The organism is Neobacillus sp. PS3-12, assembly GCF_030915385.1.
In the GTDB taxonomy this organism is placed as follows: domain Bacteria; phylum Bacillota; class Bacilli; order Bacillales; family Cytobacillaceae; genus JAEVLT01.
The window spans coordinates 1,736,535-1,754,551 of record NZ_CP133268.1; the positions used below are offsets into that span (position 1 = coordinate 1,736,535).

Genomic DNA, 18,017 nt, shown 5'->3' on the forward strand with positions numbered 1-18,017 from the left:
TTCTCGCTACTCCCCTTTAGTGTGATAACCCCTGATTGCTTTTATCCTGATAGCGAAGGTCCGCAAGCCCCGCTTTTCTTCTATATATAATGATGACAATGGCAAGTACGACAAGCGCAATGGAAATCATTTGTGCCATGCGAAGTGTTGATGTCAGCATTAAGCTGTCTGTCCGCATGCCTTCAACGAAGAAGCGGCCGATGGAATACCAAATTAAGTAAGACATAAACAATTCCCCGCGCCTTAAATTCACTCTGCGCAGAAGGACAAGCAAAATAAAGCCAGTGATATCCCAAATGGATTCATATAAAAACGTTGGATGATAGTAGGTTCCTTGAATATACATTTGATCGATAATAAACTTCGGTAAATGCAGGTTTTCAAGGAATGCTCGGCTAACTGGGCCGCCATGTGCTTCCTGGTTCATGAAATTGCCCCAGCGGCCAATCGCTTGGCCAAGAATAAGACTTGGGGCGGCAATGTCAGTTATTTTCCAAAAAGAAATGCCTTTTGAGCGGCCAAAAAAGAAGACTGTAAGGACACCGCCAATAATAGCTCCATGGATCGCAATCCCGCCTTGCCATATTTTAGGCGCTTCACTAAGATGCTTTGAATAATATCCCCATTCAAACAAAACATAATAGATGCGGGCACAAATAATGGAAATTGGAATCGCCCAAATCATTAAATCAGCAAACGTCTCTTTAGGCAGTCCGCGTTTATTTCCTTCACGGATGGCCAAATACAAAGCCAAGGCCAAACCTGAACCAATAATAATCCCATACCAATGCACTTGAATCGGGCCAAGTGTAAAAGCAATCGGATTAAGCGGCTTAATTGTTTCATTCATGAATTAAAATCTCTCCTTTGTTTTTCAATCTTTAAGAATACTAAATATCTTCATGCTCGCCTTCTTCAATCACATCAGAGAGACGCTCAGTGAATTGCTGAGCAGCATTGACGCCCATTCTTTTTAAACGGAAATTCATCGCTGCAACCTCGATAATAATCGCAAGGTTACGCCCTGGCCTTACAGGAATAGTAAGCTTTTGAATTTCTGTGTCGATAATTTTAATTTTCTCTTCGTCGAGCCCCAAGCGATCATACTGTCGTTTTGGATCCCAAATCTCCAAGTAGACAACAAGGGAAATTTTCTTATGACCGCGGATGGCCCCTGCGCCAAAGAGCGTCATGACGTTAATGATTCCTAAGCCGCGGATTTCAAGTAAGTGTTCGATTAATTCAGGTGATGTACCAACTAATGTATCCTGGTCTTCCTGGCGGATTTCCACACAATCATCAGCCACAAGCCGGTGACCGCGTTTGACCAATTCCAAAGCCGTTTCACTTTTACCAACACCGCTTTGTCCGGTAATTAATACACCCACCCCATAAATATCAACAAGAACACCATGAACGGCTGTTGTCGGAGCTAATTTACTTTCCAAAAAGTTTGTCAGCCTGCTTGAAAAACGAGTCGTTTTCATTGTGACCTTTAAAACGGGAACAGATTCCCGCTCCGATGCTTCAATTAACTCTGGCGGAACCTCAAGACCCCTTGTCACAATAATCGCTGGTGTTATATCGGTGCATAACTGCTCCATTCTTGATGCACGTTCACTGGCAGATAGCTGATTAAAAAAGGATAATTCTGTTTTGCCTAATAACTGAATCCGTTCGGCGGGATAATAGTCAAAGTCAGCCGGCCATTTCAATTCCTGGACGGGATATATCACTCATGGTAATGGGACGGTTGATTCCTTCTTCCCCACTAATTAAATCTAGCTGGAATTTTTCTAATATATCTTTTGTTCGCACTTTCGGCAAACGGATTCCCTCCTTTAATCTTTCAAAATACGATTCGTTGTTGTTGTGTTGTTAGCGTTAAAAATTCATATTTTCAACTGTCTCTTATTTTAACATTTTTTCGAAAAGAACAAAAAGTATTCGGTGATTGAAAATCAAGGAAAAATAGCTAACCTTGGCTGTGTTAAATTTGTCTGTTGATTTCCGCTCCAATCAACATGTAAAAAAATCAGCCATTTCCTTTAAACCAGCCACAAAAAAATAGCGCTTGCTCGGCGCTATTGGTGTTGTTCATGAAAAATTGTTTTTTGGATCACCAGATTGACGATTGACATAATGACTGTTGCCAGCAAGGCCATCCCAAAACCGGAAATTTCAAAGTCTGTTCCCATCAACATATCAGTCAGTTCCAGCGTAACGGCATTAATGACAAACAGGAATAAGCCCAGAGTAAGAACAGTTGCGGGCAAAGTTAACAAAATCAGGAGCGGGCGAACAAGAACATTTAAGATCGATAATAGAAAGCTCGCCGATATGGCTGCCGCAAAACCAGAGACATGAAAGCTGCCATTAAAGTACCCGGCCAAGGCCATAAACAATACCGCATTAATGAGAATTCCCAGCAGCCACTTCATCGTGTGTTACCTTGGTCATTTGGCATCATAAACATCAGCAGAATATACAATAATGACATTGGTAAAAAGGCCGTGACAAACACTAAAATAATGAAAAGAAGGCGAAGCCATCTTGCCTTAACACCCAGTCGTTCCGCTATTCCTCCCAGTACACCCGCAAACACACGATTTGTTCTTGATCGCTCCCACGTTTTCAAACTAAATTCCCTCCTATTTGAATGGAACTACCTTATCGGTTTTTTGGACCGAAATAGAACCTGTCTTCGTTTCTGCAATCACTGTTAAGGCCGATGCTGTTTTGTTTACCGATTGGAAGCGAAGCAGCTTCTGAATGACTTCATTTTTTTCCTCAGTAATATGAATTCCATCGAGCAAAATATTAAAACCGCCTAAATTTGACCTAACTTCTCCATTTACAGAATTCCCCTCGGGAACGTAAATATCAACGCTGCCTGTCGTGGCCCTGGCCGTAATCGATTTGCAGCGAGCTCCGTTCAGATTCGTTGTTAAATTTCCGTTGAAGCTTTGGGCCTCAACAATTTGGAAGTCTCCATCCAATTTTATGGCCCCGTTGATGGTTTCTGCTTCAAGAACATCCACAAGACTTTGACGAATCTTAATTCGCCCATTAGCAGTTTCCGCTTCTAGCTTACTTCCGCTAATTTCTGAAAGATCAATTTTTCCATTTGCTGTTTTTACACGTAGATTAGCGACCTCGAGTTTTTCTCCCTGAATCGGGCCGTTAAAAATCCGTATCCGTGCTTTTTCATATTGTTTTTGCGGAATGTAGGCAACCGCCTCTACCTTCATCCATTTTTGCTGGGTTGTAAAACGCAGCTTTTCTCCCTCGATGGCAAAGTTGATGTCCTTTAAAAAGTTTTGCCGTGCCTGATCCTGGTTATCTACTCGATATACTTTTGCCTGACATTCAATCCGGACATCGTTTTGGCTCCATGGAATTAATTTAAGAGAACCATTCGCCACATCGAAATCCAATTCCTTCAAGAAAACATCACCTTGTTGAAAAATATGTGAAATTTCTACAGACTGACCAAAATTCAAATCTAAATCAAAATCCTTCATTTTTTTCAGTGCCGAATCCACAAATTCGAATATCTTTTCTTTTGTTGATTGAAATTTTTGATGAACCGTTTCTTCTTTTTTCGCTTCATCAAATTTGACTGCTGTCGAAAGCTCTTTCACAATTTCTGCTTGCTTCTGTTCAGCTGTTTGTGAAGCTTTTTCCAACTCTTCAAGTAAACGAAATGCTTCTTCTGCCGAAACTTTGCCTTCCTCGACCATTCTTAAAATCCGCTTTTTTTCCTCATTCATAAATAAACCTCCTTGTGGTTTATGAAAAAAGACCTGAATCCGCGTAATTTTATTTTTCCATTAAGACCTTTACACCTTTAACTATATTCCAAATCATGACTGTAATGCTAACTATCACAATAGTGAGTTTAGCTATTTTACGTTGTAAGCGGTTGGAAAGTTTCAAATTTTTGAGAGTGTATTTAGGTGTAGGGGTTTTGGGCCCAAATCTTTGGCTCTTTTTTTTAGAATTATCTATATATTTTTATTAGGTACGGCTGTAATATAATAGTAGAAAGAGATTTTTGTGGAAACATCACAACTTATTATCATTAATAAGGAGTGGGTCCAAAATGTATCGCTTTTTCAGCAAACGAGAGCAACAAGCACACTGCATTTCCATGGTCCTTAACGCCCTGATTGCCGCCGCCATCCTCTACAGCCTCTTCCGTCCAACAGAACCCCTCTCATTTCTCATTTTCAGTTTTCTCGGTGTCCTAGCTTTCCAACTATATACCATGTTTGCTCCGGAATTAATCCAAAAGATCTTTTTTAAAAAATGCACACCACTTGAAGAACAGCTGATCCTAAGACGGAAAATCAAATGCATCCAGGAGGAGATCAAGCGAATCAACCGACAGCCCTATGATAAAGATGTGTTTCGTGGTTATTAAAAAAGAATCTCGTCGGTTGGCGTTTGGCTATGCTTGAGAGGAGCACCGGCTATTCGTTCCACTTCCCTTGCTTTTTCTTCGAGAAGTGGAATGATTAGCTCCTCTAATTCTAAGGAAGTGGTGAACACTTAGCCGCCCCCTCCTATCTCTTACCACACAAAAAACACAAGGCCGCGGCCTTGTGTTTTTGTTTTCTTAACTTTTCACTGCTATTTCTTGTTTTTCAATTTGTTTTTTCATCCGTAAACGATCTCGTTCGAGAATGGGCTTTAGGTATCTACCTGTATAGGATTCTGGTACTTCTGTAATTTGCTCTGGCGTTCCGGTTGCCACGATGGTGCCGCCTTTGTCGCCTCCCTCAGGACCGAGGTCGATCAGATGATCGGCTGCTTTAATAACATCGAGATTATGTTCAATGACAAGCACGGTATCGCCATTTTCAACCAGCCTTTGCAACACGACAAGCAAGCGCGAAATATCGTCAACATGCAGCCCTGTTGTCGGTTCGTCCAAAATATAAAAGGATTTGCCCGTTGAACGGCGATGCAATTCAGAAGCCAGCTTGACCCGCTGCGCTTCACCACCGGAAAGTGTTGTGGCCGGCTGGCCAAGTTTCACATAGCCAAGCCCGACATCGGCGATCGTTTGCAGCTTGCGGGCGATTTTCGGAATGTTTTCGAAAAATTGCAATCCATCCTCGACCGTCATTTCGAGAATCTCTGAAATATTTTTCCCTTTGTATTTCACCTCGAGGGTTTCACGGTTATACCGTTTGCCATGGCACACCTCACAAGGCACATAAACATCAGGCAAAAAGTGCATTTCGATCTTGATGATTCCGTCACCACGGCAGGCTTCACAGCGTCCGCCTTTCACATTAAAGCTAAACCGACCCTTTTTATAGCCGCGAACCTTTGCTTCATTCGTTGCCGCAAACACATCGCGAACATCATCAAATACACCTGTATAGGTTGCCGGGTTCGAGCGCGGTGTCCGGCCAATTGGCGATTGGTCGATATCAATCACCTTTTCTAATTGTTCAATGCCTTTCACACTCTTATGCTGACCTGGCTTTGTTTTCGCCCGATTCAGCTTTTGTGCGAGCGATTTATAAAGGATTTCATTAATCAATGTACTTTTTCCCGATCCTGGAAACACCTGTTACTGCAATAAACAGACCAAGCGGCAACTTCACATTTACATTTTTTAAATTGTTTTCCGAAGCACCTTTGATTTCAATATAACGGCCATCGGGCTTCCTTCGCTCTATTGGCAGCGGGATAAATTTTTTACCAGAAAGATATTCTCCAGTTAACGAATTCGGATCGGCCATGACCTCCGCAGGGGTTCCAGCGGATACAATTTCCCCGCCATGAACACCGGCACCAGGACCAACATCAATTAAATAATCTGCCGCCAGCATCGTATCTTCATCGTGTTCAACGACAATCAAGGTGTTGCCGATATCACGCATATGTTTTAATGTGTCAATCAAGCGCTCATTATCGCGCTGATGCAGGCCAATCGATGGCTCATCCAAAATATAAAGTACTCCAGTCAGGGCCGAACCAATTTGAGTTGCAAGACGAATCCGCTGCGCTTCCCCGCCTGACAATGTTCCAGCCGCACGGCTTAAAGTCAAATAGTCAAGACCCACATTAATTAAAAATCCAAGTCGCTCCTTAATTTCCCGAAAAATTAAGCGGGCAATTTGCATCTCTTTTTCCGTTAACTGTAATCCTTCAAAAAATTGGTATGCTTCTGTTATCGAAAAATCGGTTACATGGGATATGTGCTGCCCGTCAATTAACACCGCCAGGCTTTCTTTTTTCAAACGATAGCCTTTACAGGTCGGACATGGCTGCTGCCCCATATATTTTTCCATTTGTTCGCGGATAAAATCTGAGCTTGTGTCTTTATAGCGGCGCTCAACATTCCGTAACACGCCCTCAAACTCAATATATCCCTCACGTAATTGCCCAAAATCGTTTTGATAACGGAAATAAACTTTTTCACCTTCAGAACCATATAAGACCTTGTCAAATAGATTCTTTGGTATGTCTTTAACAGGAATATCCATATCAATGCCATAATGATTGCAAACCGCTTCCAAGAGCTGCGGATAATATTGCGAACTCGTCGGCTCCCACGGCGCAATCGCATGCTGCTTCAAGGTTAAATCTTTGTTAGGCACAACAAGATCCACATCTACTTCCAGCTTTGAACCAAGGCCATCACATTCCGGGCAAGCACCGAACGGACTGTTAAACGAAAACATCCGCGGTTCAAGCTCCCCGATGGAAAAGCCACAGTGCGGACAAGCATGGTTTTCACTGAAAAGCAGCTCCTCCTCACCAATAACATCAACAATGACCTTCCCTTCACCAAGCTTTAATGCAGTTTCAAGGGAATCGGCCACTCGTGAAGCAACGCCTTCTTTGACGACAATTCGGTCAATGACTACTTCAATCGAGTGTTTTTTATTTTTTTCCAATTCGATTTCATCACCAAGATCGGCCATCTCGCCATCAACACGTACGCGAACAAATCCTTGTTTTTTAATGTCTTCAAGAACTTTAACATGTGTACCTTTTCGTCCAGATATCACTGGAGCTAAAATCTGCATTTTTGTCCGCTCTGGGTATTCCATAATGCGGTCCACCATTTGCTCAATCGTTTGCGAGCTAATCTCGATGTGGTGGATCGGACAGGTTGGCCTGCCGACACGCGCAAATAAAAGCCGCAAATAATCATAGATTTCTGTCACAGTTCCCACTGTTGAGCGTGGGTTGCGGCTCGTTGTTTTTTGATCAATTGAGATTGCCGGGAAAGACCTTCAATTGTATCCACATCCGGTTTATCCATTTGCCCTAGAAATTGGCGGGCGTACGCCGACAATGATTCGACGTATCGGCGCTGCCCTTCTGCATAGATCGTATCAAAAGCGAGCGAAGACTTTCCAGGATCCGGAAAGCCCCGTTAGCACAACCAGCTTATCTCTCGGAATGGTGACATCGATATTTTTTAAATTGTTTGCTCTGGCGCCTTTTACAATCAGTTTATCCATCGCCATTGTTTCGTCATCCTTCCGCTTTTAACTCAAATAAAAGATCGCGAAGCTCAGCTGCCCGTTCAAAATCAAGCGCTTTGGCGGCTTCTTTCATTTCTTTTTCCATATCGTGGATTAAGCGATCTCTTTCTTTTTTAGACATTTTTCCAAATGCTGCCGTTGGTTTGTAATCTTCCTGTTCTTCCGCAGCATGTGTAGCTCTAATGACAGCCCGAATATCTTTTTGAATCGTTTTCGGTGTGATGCCATGCTTTTCATTATATTCTTCTTGAATGGCTCGGCGCCGTTTCGTTTCACTGATGGCGATTTCCATGGAATTCGTCATTTTATCAGCATACATGATGACTTTTCCATTAGCATTCCGCACTGCCCGGCCGATCGTCTGAATCAAGGACCTTTCTGAACGAAGGAATCCTTCTTTATCAGCATCGAGGATGGTAACCAGTGATACCTCAGGAATATCAAGACCTTCACGCAAGAGGTTGATCCCCACAAGAACATCATATTTTCCGAGTCTTAGCTCACGGATGATTTCAATCCGATCCAAAGTTTTTACCTCAGAATGCAAATAGTTAACCTTTATACCAATTTCTTTCAGATAATCGGTTAAATCCTCGGACATTTTTTTCGTTAAAGTTGTAACTAGTACGCGTTCATTGCTCTTCACCCGATCTTGAATCTCACCGATTAAATCATCGATTTGGCCTTCAATCGGACGAACCTCGATGATTGGATCCAAGAGACCTGTCGGACGGATGATTTGCTCAATCATTGTTGGTGTATGTTCAATTTCGTATGGTCCAGGTGTGGCTGATACGAAAATTATATTGTGAATATGCTTTTCAAACTCATCAAACATCAACGGGCGGTTATCGAGTGCTGACGGCAGGCGGAAGCCATGATTGACTAGGACTTCCTTTCGTGCTTTATCGCCGTTAAACATCCCTCGGATCTGCGGCAGGGTCACATGTGACTCATCAATGACAATCAGGAAATCCTCTGGAAAATAATCGATCAGCGTGTACGGAGTTGAACCAGGCGGCCGAAGCGTCAAATGGCGCGAATAGTTTTCAATTCCTGAGCAAAAGCCCATTTCCCGCATCATTTCAAGGTCATAACGGGTACGTTGTTCAAGCCGCTGTGCTTCCAATAATTTATTATCATCTTTTAGAATCTGAAGCCGCTCCTCCAGTTCTTTTTCAATATTCTCAATCGCAACCCGCATCTTTTCTTCTCTGGTAACGAAGTGGGAAGCCGGGAAAATAGCCACATGGTCACGTTCACCCGTGATTTCTCCAGTTAAAGCATCAACTTCGCGAATACGATCAATTTCATCGCCAAAAAACTCGATCCTGATGCAATGCTCATCACGGGATGCCGGGAAGATTTCAACAACATCACCGCGGACACGGAAGGTTCCCCGTTTGAAATCGATATCATTCCGCTCATACTGGATATCCACTAAGCGATGAAGAAGCTGATTACGCTCCAATTCCATTCCGGTTCGCAGCGAGACAACCATTTCTCGATATTCCTCTGGCGAACCGAGACCATAAATACAAGATACACTCGCGATGACAATGACATCCTTGCGCTCAAAAAGGGACGATGTTGCAGAGTGGCGCAATTTATCAATTTCATCGTTAATGCTAGAATCTTTTTCAATATAGGTATCCGTCTGCGGCACATAGGCCTCTGGCTGGAAGTAATCATAATAACTAACAAAATACTCTACAGCATTATTGGGAAAAAACTCTTTGAATTCGCTGTAAAGCTGACCGGCAAGTGTCTTATTATGGGCGATTACCAACGTTGGTTTGTTGACCTCTTTAATCACGTTTGAGATTGTAAAGGTTTTTCCTGTGCCTGTTGCACCAAGCAACGTTTGGTACCGCTTGTTTTGGCTGAGGCCATTGACTAATTCTTTAATCGCTTCGGGCTGGTCCCCTTGCGGCGAATATTTAGAAACTAATTCAAATTGGTCATTCACAAACACGTTCCTCCTTATGCATAAAGAGCATATTAACATTTTACCACAAATTACTTATTGCAAACCATTTACACACGAACTAATATTCGTATTTTTTCTACTAGCTAAAAAAAAAGCCTGCCGATAAGTTCGACAAGCTTGACTGGACTAGTTGTTTAACTTTGTTTTGCGGCTCTGCGTTTTTTCATCTCGGCAGCGAGCCAAAAACCAAATGTCAGTGAAAAAGCATCAATGATCATGACAGGCCATGTATGGGTGTACCCTTTATAAACAGAAGCTGTAATGAGTGCCACCGTTAAGATGAGACCGATTACTCGATTATAAGTAACCCTTGTGAACAGCAAAACCAGTGTACAAGGCATTATAAAAGCTGCTAACAGTTCAATCAACAATAGGTACACCTTCTTTCCTAATAATCATCATTCTAAAAACTTCTATATAAAAAAGCAACAAATTTATCCTAAAAAGGCACAAATACCTAGTTACATGTTCCATGCGGGCTCGGGCAGCCATTGGCTGCTTTTTCGACCTGGATCGTGCTATGCTCAATATCGAATTGATCATGCAGCACTTTTTGCGATAGCAGGAGTACATCGTCATGTACTGCTTCGTTTTCAATCGTTATATGGCAGCTTAAAACAGGATAACCCGAGGTAATGGTCCAGACATGAAGGTCGTGAACCCCTTTGACCATCGGAATGTTGCATAATGCTTTTTTAATCCCTTTCATATCCATTTGTGAAGGTGCCCCTTCCATCAAGATCTGATTGGATTCTTTCATCACACGGCAGCCGCTGATTAAAACGAGCACTGCGACAATGACACTTGCAATCGGGTCAGCAAGCTCCCAGCCAAAGAATAAAATGAAAAGGGCGGCAGCAATTGCTCCAACCGATCCGAGCAAATCACCAAGCACATGTAAAAACGCACTGCGAACGTTTAGATTTTCTTCTTTGTCACCTTTCATTAAAATCGCTGCGGCAACAATGTTTACAATCAGACCAATAGTAGAAATCAATAACATTCCTTTGCTCTGCACTTCTGGCGGAGCAAAAAAGCGGTTGGCCGCTTCATAAAAAATATAAAGAGCAACGACAATGAGCAAAAGTCCATTAATCGCAGCAGCAATAATCTCAAAGCGCTTATAGCCGTATGTTTTATTGAGCGATACCTCTCGCTCGCCTAGTTTTAAGGCAAAAAAGCTGAGTCCCAGCGATGCGGCATCACTTAGCATATGGCCCGCATCAGAGAGCAATGCCAGGCTGTTTGTGACAATTCCGCCGATCACTTCAACCACCATAAAAACGAGGATCAAACAAAATGAACTAAATAAAGCATTTTTATTTCCAGTATGTGAATGGCCATGTGTGTGACCATGATGGTGATGATGGTGGCCCATGATGAACCCTCCTAATCAAAAAGATACTAGTAAAGTATGAATAAGGACGTTAGTTTGTTTATTTTTTATAAAAAAAGAAAGCGAATATACGTCGCCAGCCATTTATTTCGCTAAATCGTATAGTTATTTCGCCGAATTTACGATTATTTCGCCGAAATGGAGCAAGATTTCGCCAAATATGATGTTAATTTCGCCGATTACAATATTTCCGCCCAGCCTATTTTTCCGCCTTTACCTTTAGCAGCCTTAACCCATTTAAGGTGACAAGTAAGGTAGTGCCCATATCCGCAAAGATCGCAATCCATAATGTCAGCCAGCCGGGAATGACCAGCAGCAAGGCGAGAAGCTTGATGATAATGGAAAAACTAATATTTTGCTTAATAATCGTTAAGGTTTTCCGGCTAAGGTTGATCGTGAACGGGAGCTTTTTCAAATCATCATTCATCAATGCAATATCAGCTGTTTCAAGGGCAGCATCTGTTCCCGCTCCCCCCATCGCAATTCCAACCGTTGCCGCAGCAAGTGCCGGTGCATCATTGACTCCATCGCCCACCATGGCAACACGACCATAATCCGCTTTTAGTTTTTTCATGACTTCTAATTTTTCTTCAGGTAAAAGTTCAGCCTGCAAATCCGTAACTCGCACCAATCCAGCAATGGCTTCTGCCGTTTTCGTATGATCGCCCGTTAGCATGATCGTTTTCTTGATTCCAAGATCATAGAGACGGCCAATCACTGCTTGACTTTCTTTGCGAACGACATCAGCAACTGCCACAAGGGCGAGGATTTCTTGATCTGTTCCCACGATGATGACCGTTTTTCCTTGTGCCTGCATTTCCTCTATTTTAACAAAAGTTTCCTCTGGGATAGTCTTAAATAGCTTACTATTTCCAACAAAATAAACTTGATCATATACTTTTCCAGATACACCTTTTCCCGTAAGTGAAACAAACTCTTCCACAAGAATATCCTCTGTATCAGCCTCCCTTAAAATAGCCGAAGCAAGTGGATGCTGGGAGCGGCGCTCAAGGGCTGCAACAATCGAAAAAATCTGTGGATCCCCGCTATAGTTAATAAAATCAGTCACAACGGGAAGACCTTTCGTCAGTGTACCGGTCTTATCAAAGGCAATGGCAGATAACATGCCTGCTTCTTCTAAATAATTTCCACCTTTAATTAAGACACCATTCCTAGCCGCATTACCAATCGCTGTGACAATGGAAACAGGCGTCGAAACCACAAGGGCACATGGGCAGCCAACTACAAGGACCGCCAGCCCCTGATACACCCACTCCTTCCAGCCACCGCCAAAGGCCAATGGCGGAACAACGGCAACCAATAGGGCAATCCCCATGATCACTGGTGTATAATAGCGGGCAAACCGATCAACAAATCGCTGTGAAGGCGCCTTTTCTCCTTGAGCTTCTTCAACTAAATGAATGATTTTAGCAATCTTCGTATCTTCGGCAAGCTTTGTCACTTTTATTTTTAAAAAACCGTTCTCGTTGATTGTTCCGGCAAAAACTTCATCATTGATATTTTTTTCAACTGGGACCGATTCGCCTGTAATTGCCGCCTGATTGACCGTTGATGTTCCTTCAACCACAACGCCATCCATGGCAATCCTTTGTCCTGGTTTTACGATCATCACATCTTCAATCCTGATCATATCAATTGAGACCAGGGTTTCCTGACCTTTTCGGATGATGGTGGCTTCCTGTGGAGAAAGTTCCATCAACGACCGAATGGATCCTCTTGCTTTTTCCATCGAATAACTTTCAAGCACCTCGCTAATCGCAAATAGGATCACGACAACGGCGCCTTCGCTCCATTGACCGATTACCGCCGCACCGATAATAGCAATGGTCATAAGCGTCTTCATATCAAACTGCAGACGGATTAAATTTTGCAATCCTGTTTTAAAAAGAGGATAGCCGCCCGTGATGATCGCAGCAGCAAAGAAGAGTACCCCGATTTTTTCAGTAAAATAGCCTGCTAGTAATAAAATGATGGAGATTTCGAGTGTAAGATACCGTTTCCAGAATGCTTTTTTTGGAATATTTTCATTTTCCGTAGCAACCGTGATATGGTCAAAAACACCTGCCTTTTCAATCTCCTCCACTTTTGCCTCTCCAAAAACAGTCAGTTTTGCTGCGCCAAAATTAATTTTTGCATCAACAACACCATCCAGGTGTTGTACGTTCTTTTCGAACTTAGCTGCACAGCTCGCTCATGATAAGCCTTGTACACGGTAAACCTGCTTTTCCATGTTGCCACCTCATCTCTTGTATCTTTACTGTTCCCGCTTATTCAAATCCGCTAAATGTTCAAAGGCAATTTGAATGAGCTCTTTGACGTGATCATCATCAAGGGAATAATAGACAAGCTTTCCTTCTTTTCGGTATTTTGCCAGCCCCAGGCTTTTTAAATGGCGCAAATGATGGGAGGCCGTTGCCGTGGTAGCTCCAACAATATTGGCAACATCACATACGCAAAGCTCCTCTTCGATTGTGAGCGCATAGGCAATTTTCAATCTTGTTTCATCTGATAATGCTTTAAAAAGCTTTGAAACTTCATGAATAGTTCCTTCTTCAAGCTGATGTTGGACACGATTGACTTTTGTCTGGTCAACACATGGAACTTCGCAAACATCTTGTTCTTCTTTCATGGAGCAGCCTTCTTTCTCATTCAAACGTTCATTTGAATATATCATATTCAAATAGGCATTTGAATGTCAACAATTTTATATGGAATATTCAGAAACAACAAAAAAAGAAGAACCATGAAGGCTCTTCTTATTTCTGGGTATCGACATGAAAGGCGGTTTTGATTTTTTCCGCACTGCCTGAAAGGTCTTTGATGTTACCGGCGATTTGCTGATTGTCTTCACTGATCGACTCAATGGTCGCACTCATTTCTTCAAGGCCTGCTGATGCCTCTTCGATGACTGCTGCAAGTTCACTTGTGGATAATTCAACATTCGTTGACTTAACCGTTACATCATTAACCAATTCCTCAAAGCTCTTGAATTTATTATTTAAGCCACTTACTGTTTCGTTTAACTGCAAGAAATAGTCGGCCACTTTCACAGTTGTATCTAAGCTAGTCTTAAACTTGGAACCACTTTGATTAATTTTTTCAACTGCCAAACTACTTGTTTGATTGACATCAGATAGATTATTCGTGATGTTTTCTGTCGTCCGTTTGGTCGTTTCCGCTAATTTACGAATCTCTTCAGCCACAACGGAAAATCCTTTGCCGGCATCACCAGCACGGGCAGCTTCGATCGAAGCATTGAGTGCAAGTAAGTTGGTTTGTGAGGTAATTTCCTTGATTGATTCGGCATAGCCGTTTGTTTCGTGAATCTTACTCGTGAGATTTTCAAAAACATCATTAACTTCCACAATCATTTCTCTTAGCTCATCCATACTTTTTCGCAGTTCAGAAATTTTCACTTCACCGTTTTTGGTAATATCATGAGCCACTTCTGTGTCTTTAAATAATTCTTTTGTGACATCACTCATTTGCTCCATCGCAAGGACAGTTGAGCGAACATTCTCTGATATTAGGGTAACCTGGTCATTTTGCGTTTGCCCACCTGCGGCAACTTCTTGTACAGCGGCTTTCATTTCCATCTGCGCCCCGCTGTTATTCTGGACCTGTTTATTGATGTCATTAATCGTATCAACCATTTGGGTCACTTCACATTCCAGCAGCTCTCTTTTTGCTTTCATATCCTGGGAGCTTTCTTCTGATTCAATCAGCAAATGCTCAATCTTCTCTTTTTGCGTGCCATTTATTTTAACCAAGGAAAACAATGCGATGGCCGTTAAAATAAAGGTCATTAAAGCGGGCATAAAAGCCAACTGGGTGGATGGGTCCACCGCTCTTAGATAATTAAGGACTACCGCAATAATCCCCAATGAACTGCCCAGCATAAAGATTCCAAATGACAATTGAATGATGGAATAAACCTGTAAAAAGGCGATCATTTGGTAGTCTGAGGCTGTCCCGCCCTCTATTAAGATCTGGGCAATTGTACAGCCATAGATTAAAATCACGCTTGCATAAGGAAATAAATGCTCTCTTTTAACGATTTTTTGCAAAATAAGAAACAACAGAATAAAGGCCAATAACTCAAAACCAAGTACCGACAGTTTTTCTACGCTGCTATGGGTGAGAAAGCCGAAAATCTCATTCGCGATGATCGATATTAAAAAAGTAAAAAACATCAGCGTATTTTTTGATCTCAGCACTTTTAAATTCATTTCTTTAATTGCTTCCAAATGGCTCCCTCCAGCACTACAAAATAAGACTAATTTACTATTATTATATCGGATAAAAAGAAGCTTTTTATTAGCAAAAAATGAAAGTTTTCTAGCAGTTACAGTAAAAAACTTTTATTGGGGTAATTGTCAAAAAAAATATCCGGCTGGTTCATGAATCGGTCGGACATTTTTTTGGAACCTTATGCAGGAATTCTTATCGTAAAAGTTGTTCCTTTCCCCTTTTCACTTACCACTTCAATTTTTCCATTTATTTTATGTACCGTACTGTAAACCATCAGCATCCCTAGTCCGGTACCTTCCTTTTTGGTCGAATAATAAGGACTGCCCAAGCGTGAGATTTCCTCACTGGTCATTCCAACGCCCTCATCCTTGATCATCACCACAATGTGTTTCTTTTGCTCGGTAACATGAATAGAGAGTGTGCCGCCTTTTCCTTTCATAGCTTCTATTCCATTTTTATAAAGATTGATCAGACATTGTTGGATTTGGTTTTTATCATACTTAAAATGTAAGCTGTTTTGAAAGTGAAAATCGATGGTCACGTGATGCATGTTCGCATAAGGCGTAATAATGTCTTTTACATACTCTGCTTCGTCTTTTAAATTAGACTCAATCATATTTTCTGATTGCGGTTTGGCAAAAGCAAGAAAGTCATTCACTATTTTTTCAGCGCGTCTTACTTCTGACAATGAAAAATCGATATACCTTTTATCTTCTTCTGAAACCGTCTTAGATTGTTTTAACAGCTGAAGAAAGCCGCTCGTCACCGTAAGCGGATTTCGGATTTCATGTGAGACACTGGCGGATAACTCACTTATGATATGGAGTTTTTCCGAATGTAAATAAGATTCGCGTGTTTTTTTATTACGTATGATTTGCTCCACTAAAATCATAATAATGAGCATAAAAACAACATAGGTTGTTAAGGCATTAATGGTTAAAGTCCAATATTCCCTGTTCAATGCGGGCAAAAAGAACACCATGCTGCTCAAGTAGAGGACCATGGTAATAAATGCAGCGGATGTTGCGGTAATAATTCTGTTTTTCGGGCTTTGTTTCATAAAGCTTTTATGGGGGAGCCCAGCCAAAATAAAAATAACAGTTGAAAAGATGAATGACTGAATCGTACCTTCGCCGCCGATCATAAACCGATAGATATTTAACACGGCATAAAGCGAGAAGGAATATTTGTATCCCCCGAAAAGGGCAACAATGATAAACGGAATATAGCGTAAATCAAAGATATATCCCATTTTCAATTTAATCGGGAAGTGCATGCACAAAACCATCGTAACAGCCGGAAGAAGGATGCTGATATACTTGTTAATTTTGGTTGGCCTGTTTTCAAAAAAGATCAGAAAAATGACAACAGGAATAAGTAGAAAAAGAAAATTGATCAGTAGAGATTCAAGCAAGATGTGATACTCCTTTCTAAGCTGCTATATCTTACTGTTTCGTATTTTTATTATAAGTTTTCATATTGAAGAATGGTATGAACAAAGTTAGAATATGCAGTTGAAAAGGGGAGAAAAAACCTCTTCAAAAATGAAGAGGCCTTTCATTCTATCGATTTTATTAGAGATAGTTATCCGATTTTTGCTCCGTCGTTGCGCTCATCCTGTACGAACAAAATTCCCAGTTCATAATGATCGCCTTCGTAAAGAGCCCGCTGTTCAAATCGCACTTCACCATTTGTGTCAAAAACCTCAAGCCGGCAATGGGCTCGGTTGATTTGCAAGGCTTCATAAAAATCTTTTTCGTCTGATACCAGTCTGCTATTTACCTTTGTAATCAATTCGCCGACCTTTAAGTCCATTTTGCTGGCTGGCGAATCGGGTATGATCCCTAAAATCATCAGGCCATTATTTTTTCTTGAAAAATAAAATGGCATCCCGTCTTCCCGTACTTTCTGCAGATATGCAAGCCCTTCATGGCCGAATATGGCTAGTACAGTAGCTATGATCGATGCAAGCGGGTACCAATACCCTGCGATAGATCCTGCAAGAATAATGGTCCCCAATACAAGGATTTTTTTCCCAAAAGCTTGAACTGCTTGTTTTGGCAGCATCCCTTGAATTCTCTGCTGAAATCCAACTCCGAACGGGACAAAAAATAAATAATAATTTTCAGCCCCTAGGTGAAAGACTGGCCACCAAGAAAACGGCAGATGGACAGCGTTTCCGGGAACGAGCATAAGAACTGGCAAAAGCCATAGACGCTTTACTTCATGAACACCAACACGACGGCCACGCTTACTTTTAATCAGTTTTGGTGATGTCCCATGGCTGCCATTTTTTAAAATCAGATATCCCTCAGCGATGATCAATAAACCCATTAAAACAGCTAAAGACGGGTATACCCTTTCATCCATTGAATGGAAGATATTCTTGAATATGGGCAAAGACAAATTCCCTTGTACGATTAAAAGAATGGCAATAAAAGCAGCGCCAACCGTATATACCGGCCCCATTAGCCTTACGTTGGTCGTCAAACTCCATAAAAAAGTAAAAAGGGCGATCAACAGGATGGCGGCAAACGGTACGGTAATTCCAACGGCAAAAATAATAATCGATAAAACCAGACCAGCAAGCAAACCAGGCATTTGAATCAATTGCCGCAGCTCAAAATAGGCATCATATGCCCGGATATTGAAATTTTTTCGCTCCCGTTTGACTCTTCTAACACCGAGTATTCCAGCGAGGATCACAAGATAGTAGGCCACGGGATTAAGAAAGAACCTGCCTATCCCTTTTAACACCTCAAGAAGCCATAGTTGCACCAAGACCTGCCACCAACCTCTATTAAAATTCTAGTTATATACTATTTTATCAAATTAGTGGAGC

At 41.7% G+C, this 18,017-nt stretch carries 14 protein-coding genes and 2 pseudogenes; 1 reads left to right on the forward strand and 15 read right to left on the reverse strand.

Annotated elements, in window-relative coordinates; genetic code table 11:
- Window positions 1-16 precede the first annotated feature (16 nt).
- The 5 genes and pseudogenes from lgt to RCG17_RS09025 form a co-directional block, all read right to left on the reverse strand.
- On the reverse strand, window positions 17-850 hold the full coding sequence (gene lgt, locus RCG17_RS09005) for a prolipoprotein diacylglyceryl transferase (RefSeq protein ID WP_308174838.1): 834 nt from the start codon (window positions 848-850) through the stop codon (window positions 17-19).
- Between the two features lie 40 nt (window positions 851-890).
- Window positions 891-1,827, reverse strand: a pseudogene (hprK, locus tag RCG17_RS09010) (HPr(Ser) kinase/phosphatase).
- Between the two features lie 257 nt (window positions 1,828-2,084).
- The gene (locus RCG17_RS09015; protein WP_308174839.1) at window positions 2,085-2,441 is read right to left on the reverse strand and encodes a phage holin family protein; all 357 of its coding nucleotides are present in this window, start codon (window positions 2,439-2,441) and stop codon (window positions 2,085-2,087) included.
- Window positions 2,438-2,638 (reverse strand): PspC domain-containing protein, encoded by a 201-nt coding sequence (locus tag RCG17_RS09020; RefSeq protein WP_308174840.1) that lies wholly within the window; start codon window positions 2,636-2,638, stop codon window positions 2,438-2,440. The genes RCG17_RS09015 and RCG17_RS09020 overlap by 4 nt, the downstream gene beginning before the upstream one ends.
- 13 nt (window positions 2,639-2,651) lie before the next feature.
- Window positions 2,652-3,773, reverse strand: coding sequence for a DUF4097 family beta strand repeat-containing protein (locus tag RCG17_RS09025; RefSeq protein ID WP_308174841.1), 1,122 nt, complete (start codon window positions 3,771-3,773; stop codon window positions 2,652-2,654).
- Window positions 3,774-4,105: 332 nt separating this feature from the next.
- Here RCG17_RS09025 and RCG17_RS09030 point away from each other — a divergent pair, with 332 nt between their 5' ends.
- Window positions 4,106-4,426, forward strand: a complete 321-nt coding sequence (locus RCG17_RS09030) for a hypothetical protein (RefSeq protein WP_308174842.1) — start codon at window positions 4,106-4,108, stop codon at window positions 4,424-4,426.
- Here the strand turns inward: RCG17_RS09030 and RCG17_RS09035 are convergent.
- From RCG17_RS09035 to RCG17_RS09080, 10 genes and pseudogenes are all read right to left on the reverse strand, one after another.
- Window positions 4,423-4,554, reverse strand: coding sequence for a hypothetical protein (locus tag RCG17_RS09035; RefSeq protein ID WP_308174843.1), 132 nt, complete (start codon window positions 4,552-4,554; stop codon window positions 4,423-4,425). The genes RCG17_RS09030 and RCG17_RS09035 overlap by 4 nt on opposite strands.
- 67 nt (window positions 4,555-4,621) lie before the next feature.
- Window positions 4,622-7,499 (reverse strand): annotated as a pseudogene (gene uvrA, locus RCG17_RS09040) (excinuclease ABC subunit UvrA).
- Between the two features lie 7 nt (window positions 7,500-7,506).
- A complete protein-coding gene (uvrB, locus tag RCG17_RS09045; protein ID WP_308174844.1) occupies window positions 7,507-9,486 on the reverse strand; it encodes an excinuclease ABC subunit UvrB in 1,980 nt (659 codons plus the stop codon).
- 155 nt (window positions 9,487-9,641) lie between these two features.
- Window positions 9,642-9,878: a CsbA family protein gene (locus RCG17_RS09050; RefSeq protein ID WP_308174845.1), complete on the reverse strand. Its 237-nt coding sequence runs from the start codon at window positions 9,876-9,878 to the stop codon at window positions 9,642-9,644.
- 86 nt (window positions 9,879-9,964) lie between these two features.
- Window positions 9,965-10,885: a cation diffusion facilitator family transporter gene (locus RCG17_RS09055; protein WP_308174846.1), complete on the reverse strand. Its 921-nt coding sequence runs from the start codon at window positions 10,883-10,885 to the stop codon at window positions 9,965-9,967.
- A 217-nt stretch (window positions 10,886-11,102) separates the two neighbouring features.
- Window positions 11,103-13,154 (reverse strand): heavy metal translocating P-type ATPase, encoded by a 2,052-nt coding sequence (locus RCG17_RS09060; RefSeq protein ID WP_308174847.1) that lies wholly within the window; start codon window positions 13,152-13,154, stop codon window positions 11,103-11,105.
- 24 nt (window positions 13,155-13,178) lie between these two features.
- Window positions 13,179-13,553: an ArsR/SmtB family transcription factor gene (locus RCG17_RS09065; RefSeq protein ID WP_308174848.1), complete on the reverse strand. Its 375-nt coding sequence runs from the start codon at window positions 13,551-13,553 to the stop codon at window positions 13,179-13,181.
- Window positions 13,554-13,680: 127 nt separating this feature from the next.
- Complete coding sequence (locus RCG17_RS09070; protein ID WP_308174849.1) at window positions 13,681-15,171, reverse strand: methyl-accepting chemotaxis protein; 1,491 nt, start codon at window positions 15,169-15,171, stop codon at window positions 13,681-13,683.
- A gap of 182 nt (window positions 15,172-15,353) precedes the next feature.
- Window positions 15,354-16,589: an ATP-binding protein gene (locus RCG17_RS09075; protein WP_308174850.1), complete on the reverse strand. Its 1,236-nt coding sequence runs from the start codon at window positions 16,587-16,589 to the stop codon at window positions 15,354-15,356.
- Between the two features lie 170 nt (window positions 16,590-16,759).
- Window positions 16,760-17,953 (reverse strand): PDZ domain-containing protein, encoded by a 1,194-nt coding sequence (locus RCG17_RS09080; protein WP_308175802.1) that lies wholly within the window; start codon window positions 17,951-17,953, stop codon window positions 16,760-16,762.
- Between the last annotated feature and the right edge of the window lie 64 nt (window positions 17,954-18,017).

Bases quoted from the DNA above. Each gene is read 5' to 3' on its own strand.
- lgt (WP_308174838.1), bottom strand. From the start codon at position 850: ATGAATGAAACAATTAAGCCGCTTAATCCGATTGCTTTTACACTTGGC.
- RCG17_RS09015 (WP_308174839.1), bottom strand. From the start codon at position 2,441: ATGAAGTGGCTGCTGGGAATTCTCATTAATGCGGTATTGTTTATGGCC.
- RCG17_RS09025 (WP_308174841.1), bottom strand. From the start codon at position 3,773: ATGAATGAGGAAAAAAAGCGGATTTTAAGAATGGTCGAGGAAGGCAAA.
- RCG17_RS09030 (WP_308174842.1), top strand. From the start codon at position 4,106: ATGTATCGCTTTTTCAGCAAACGAGAGCAACAAGCACACTGCATTTCC.
- RCG17_RS09055 (WP_308174846.1), bottom strand. From the start codon at position 10,885: ATGGGCCACCATCATCACCATCATGGTCACACACATGGCCATTCACAT.
- RCG17_RS09065 (WP_308174848.1), bottom strand. From the start codon at position 13,553: ATGAAAGAAGAACAAGATGTTTGCGAAGTTCCATGTGTTGACCAGACA.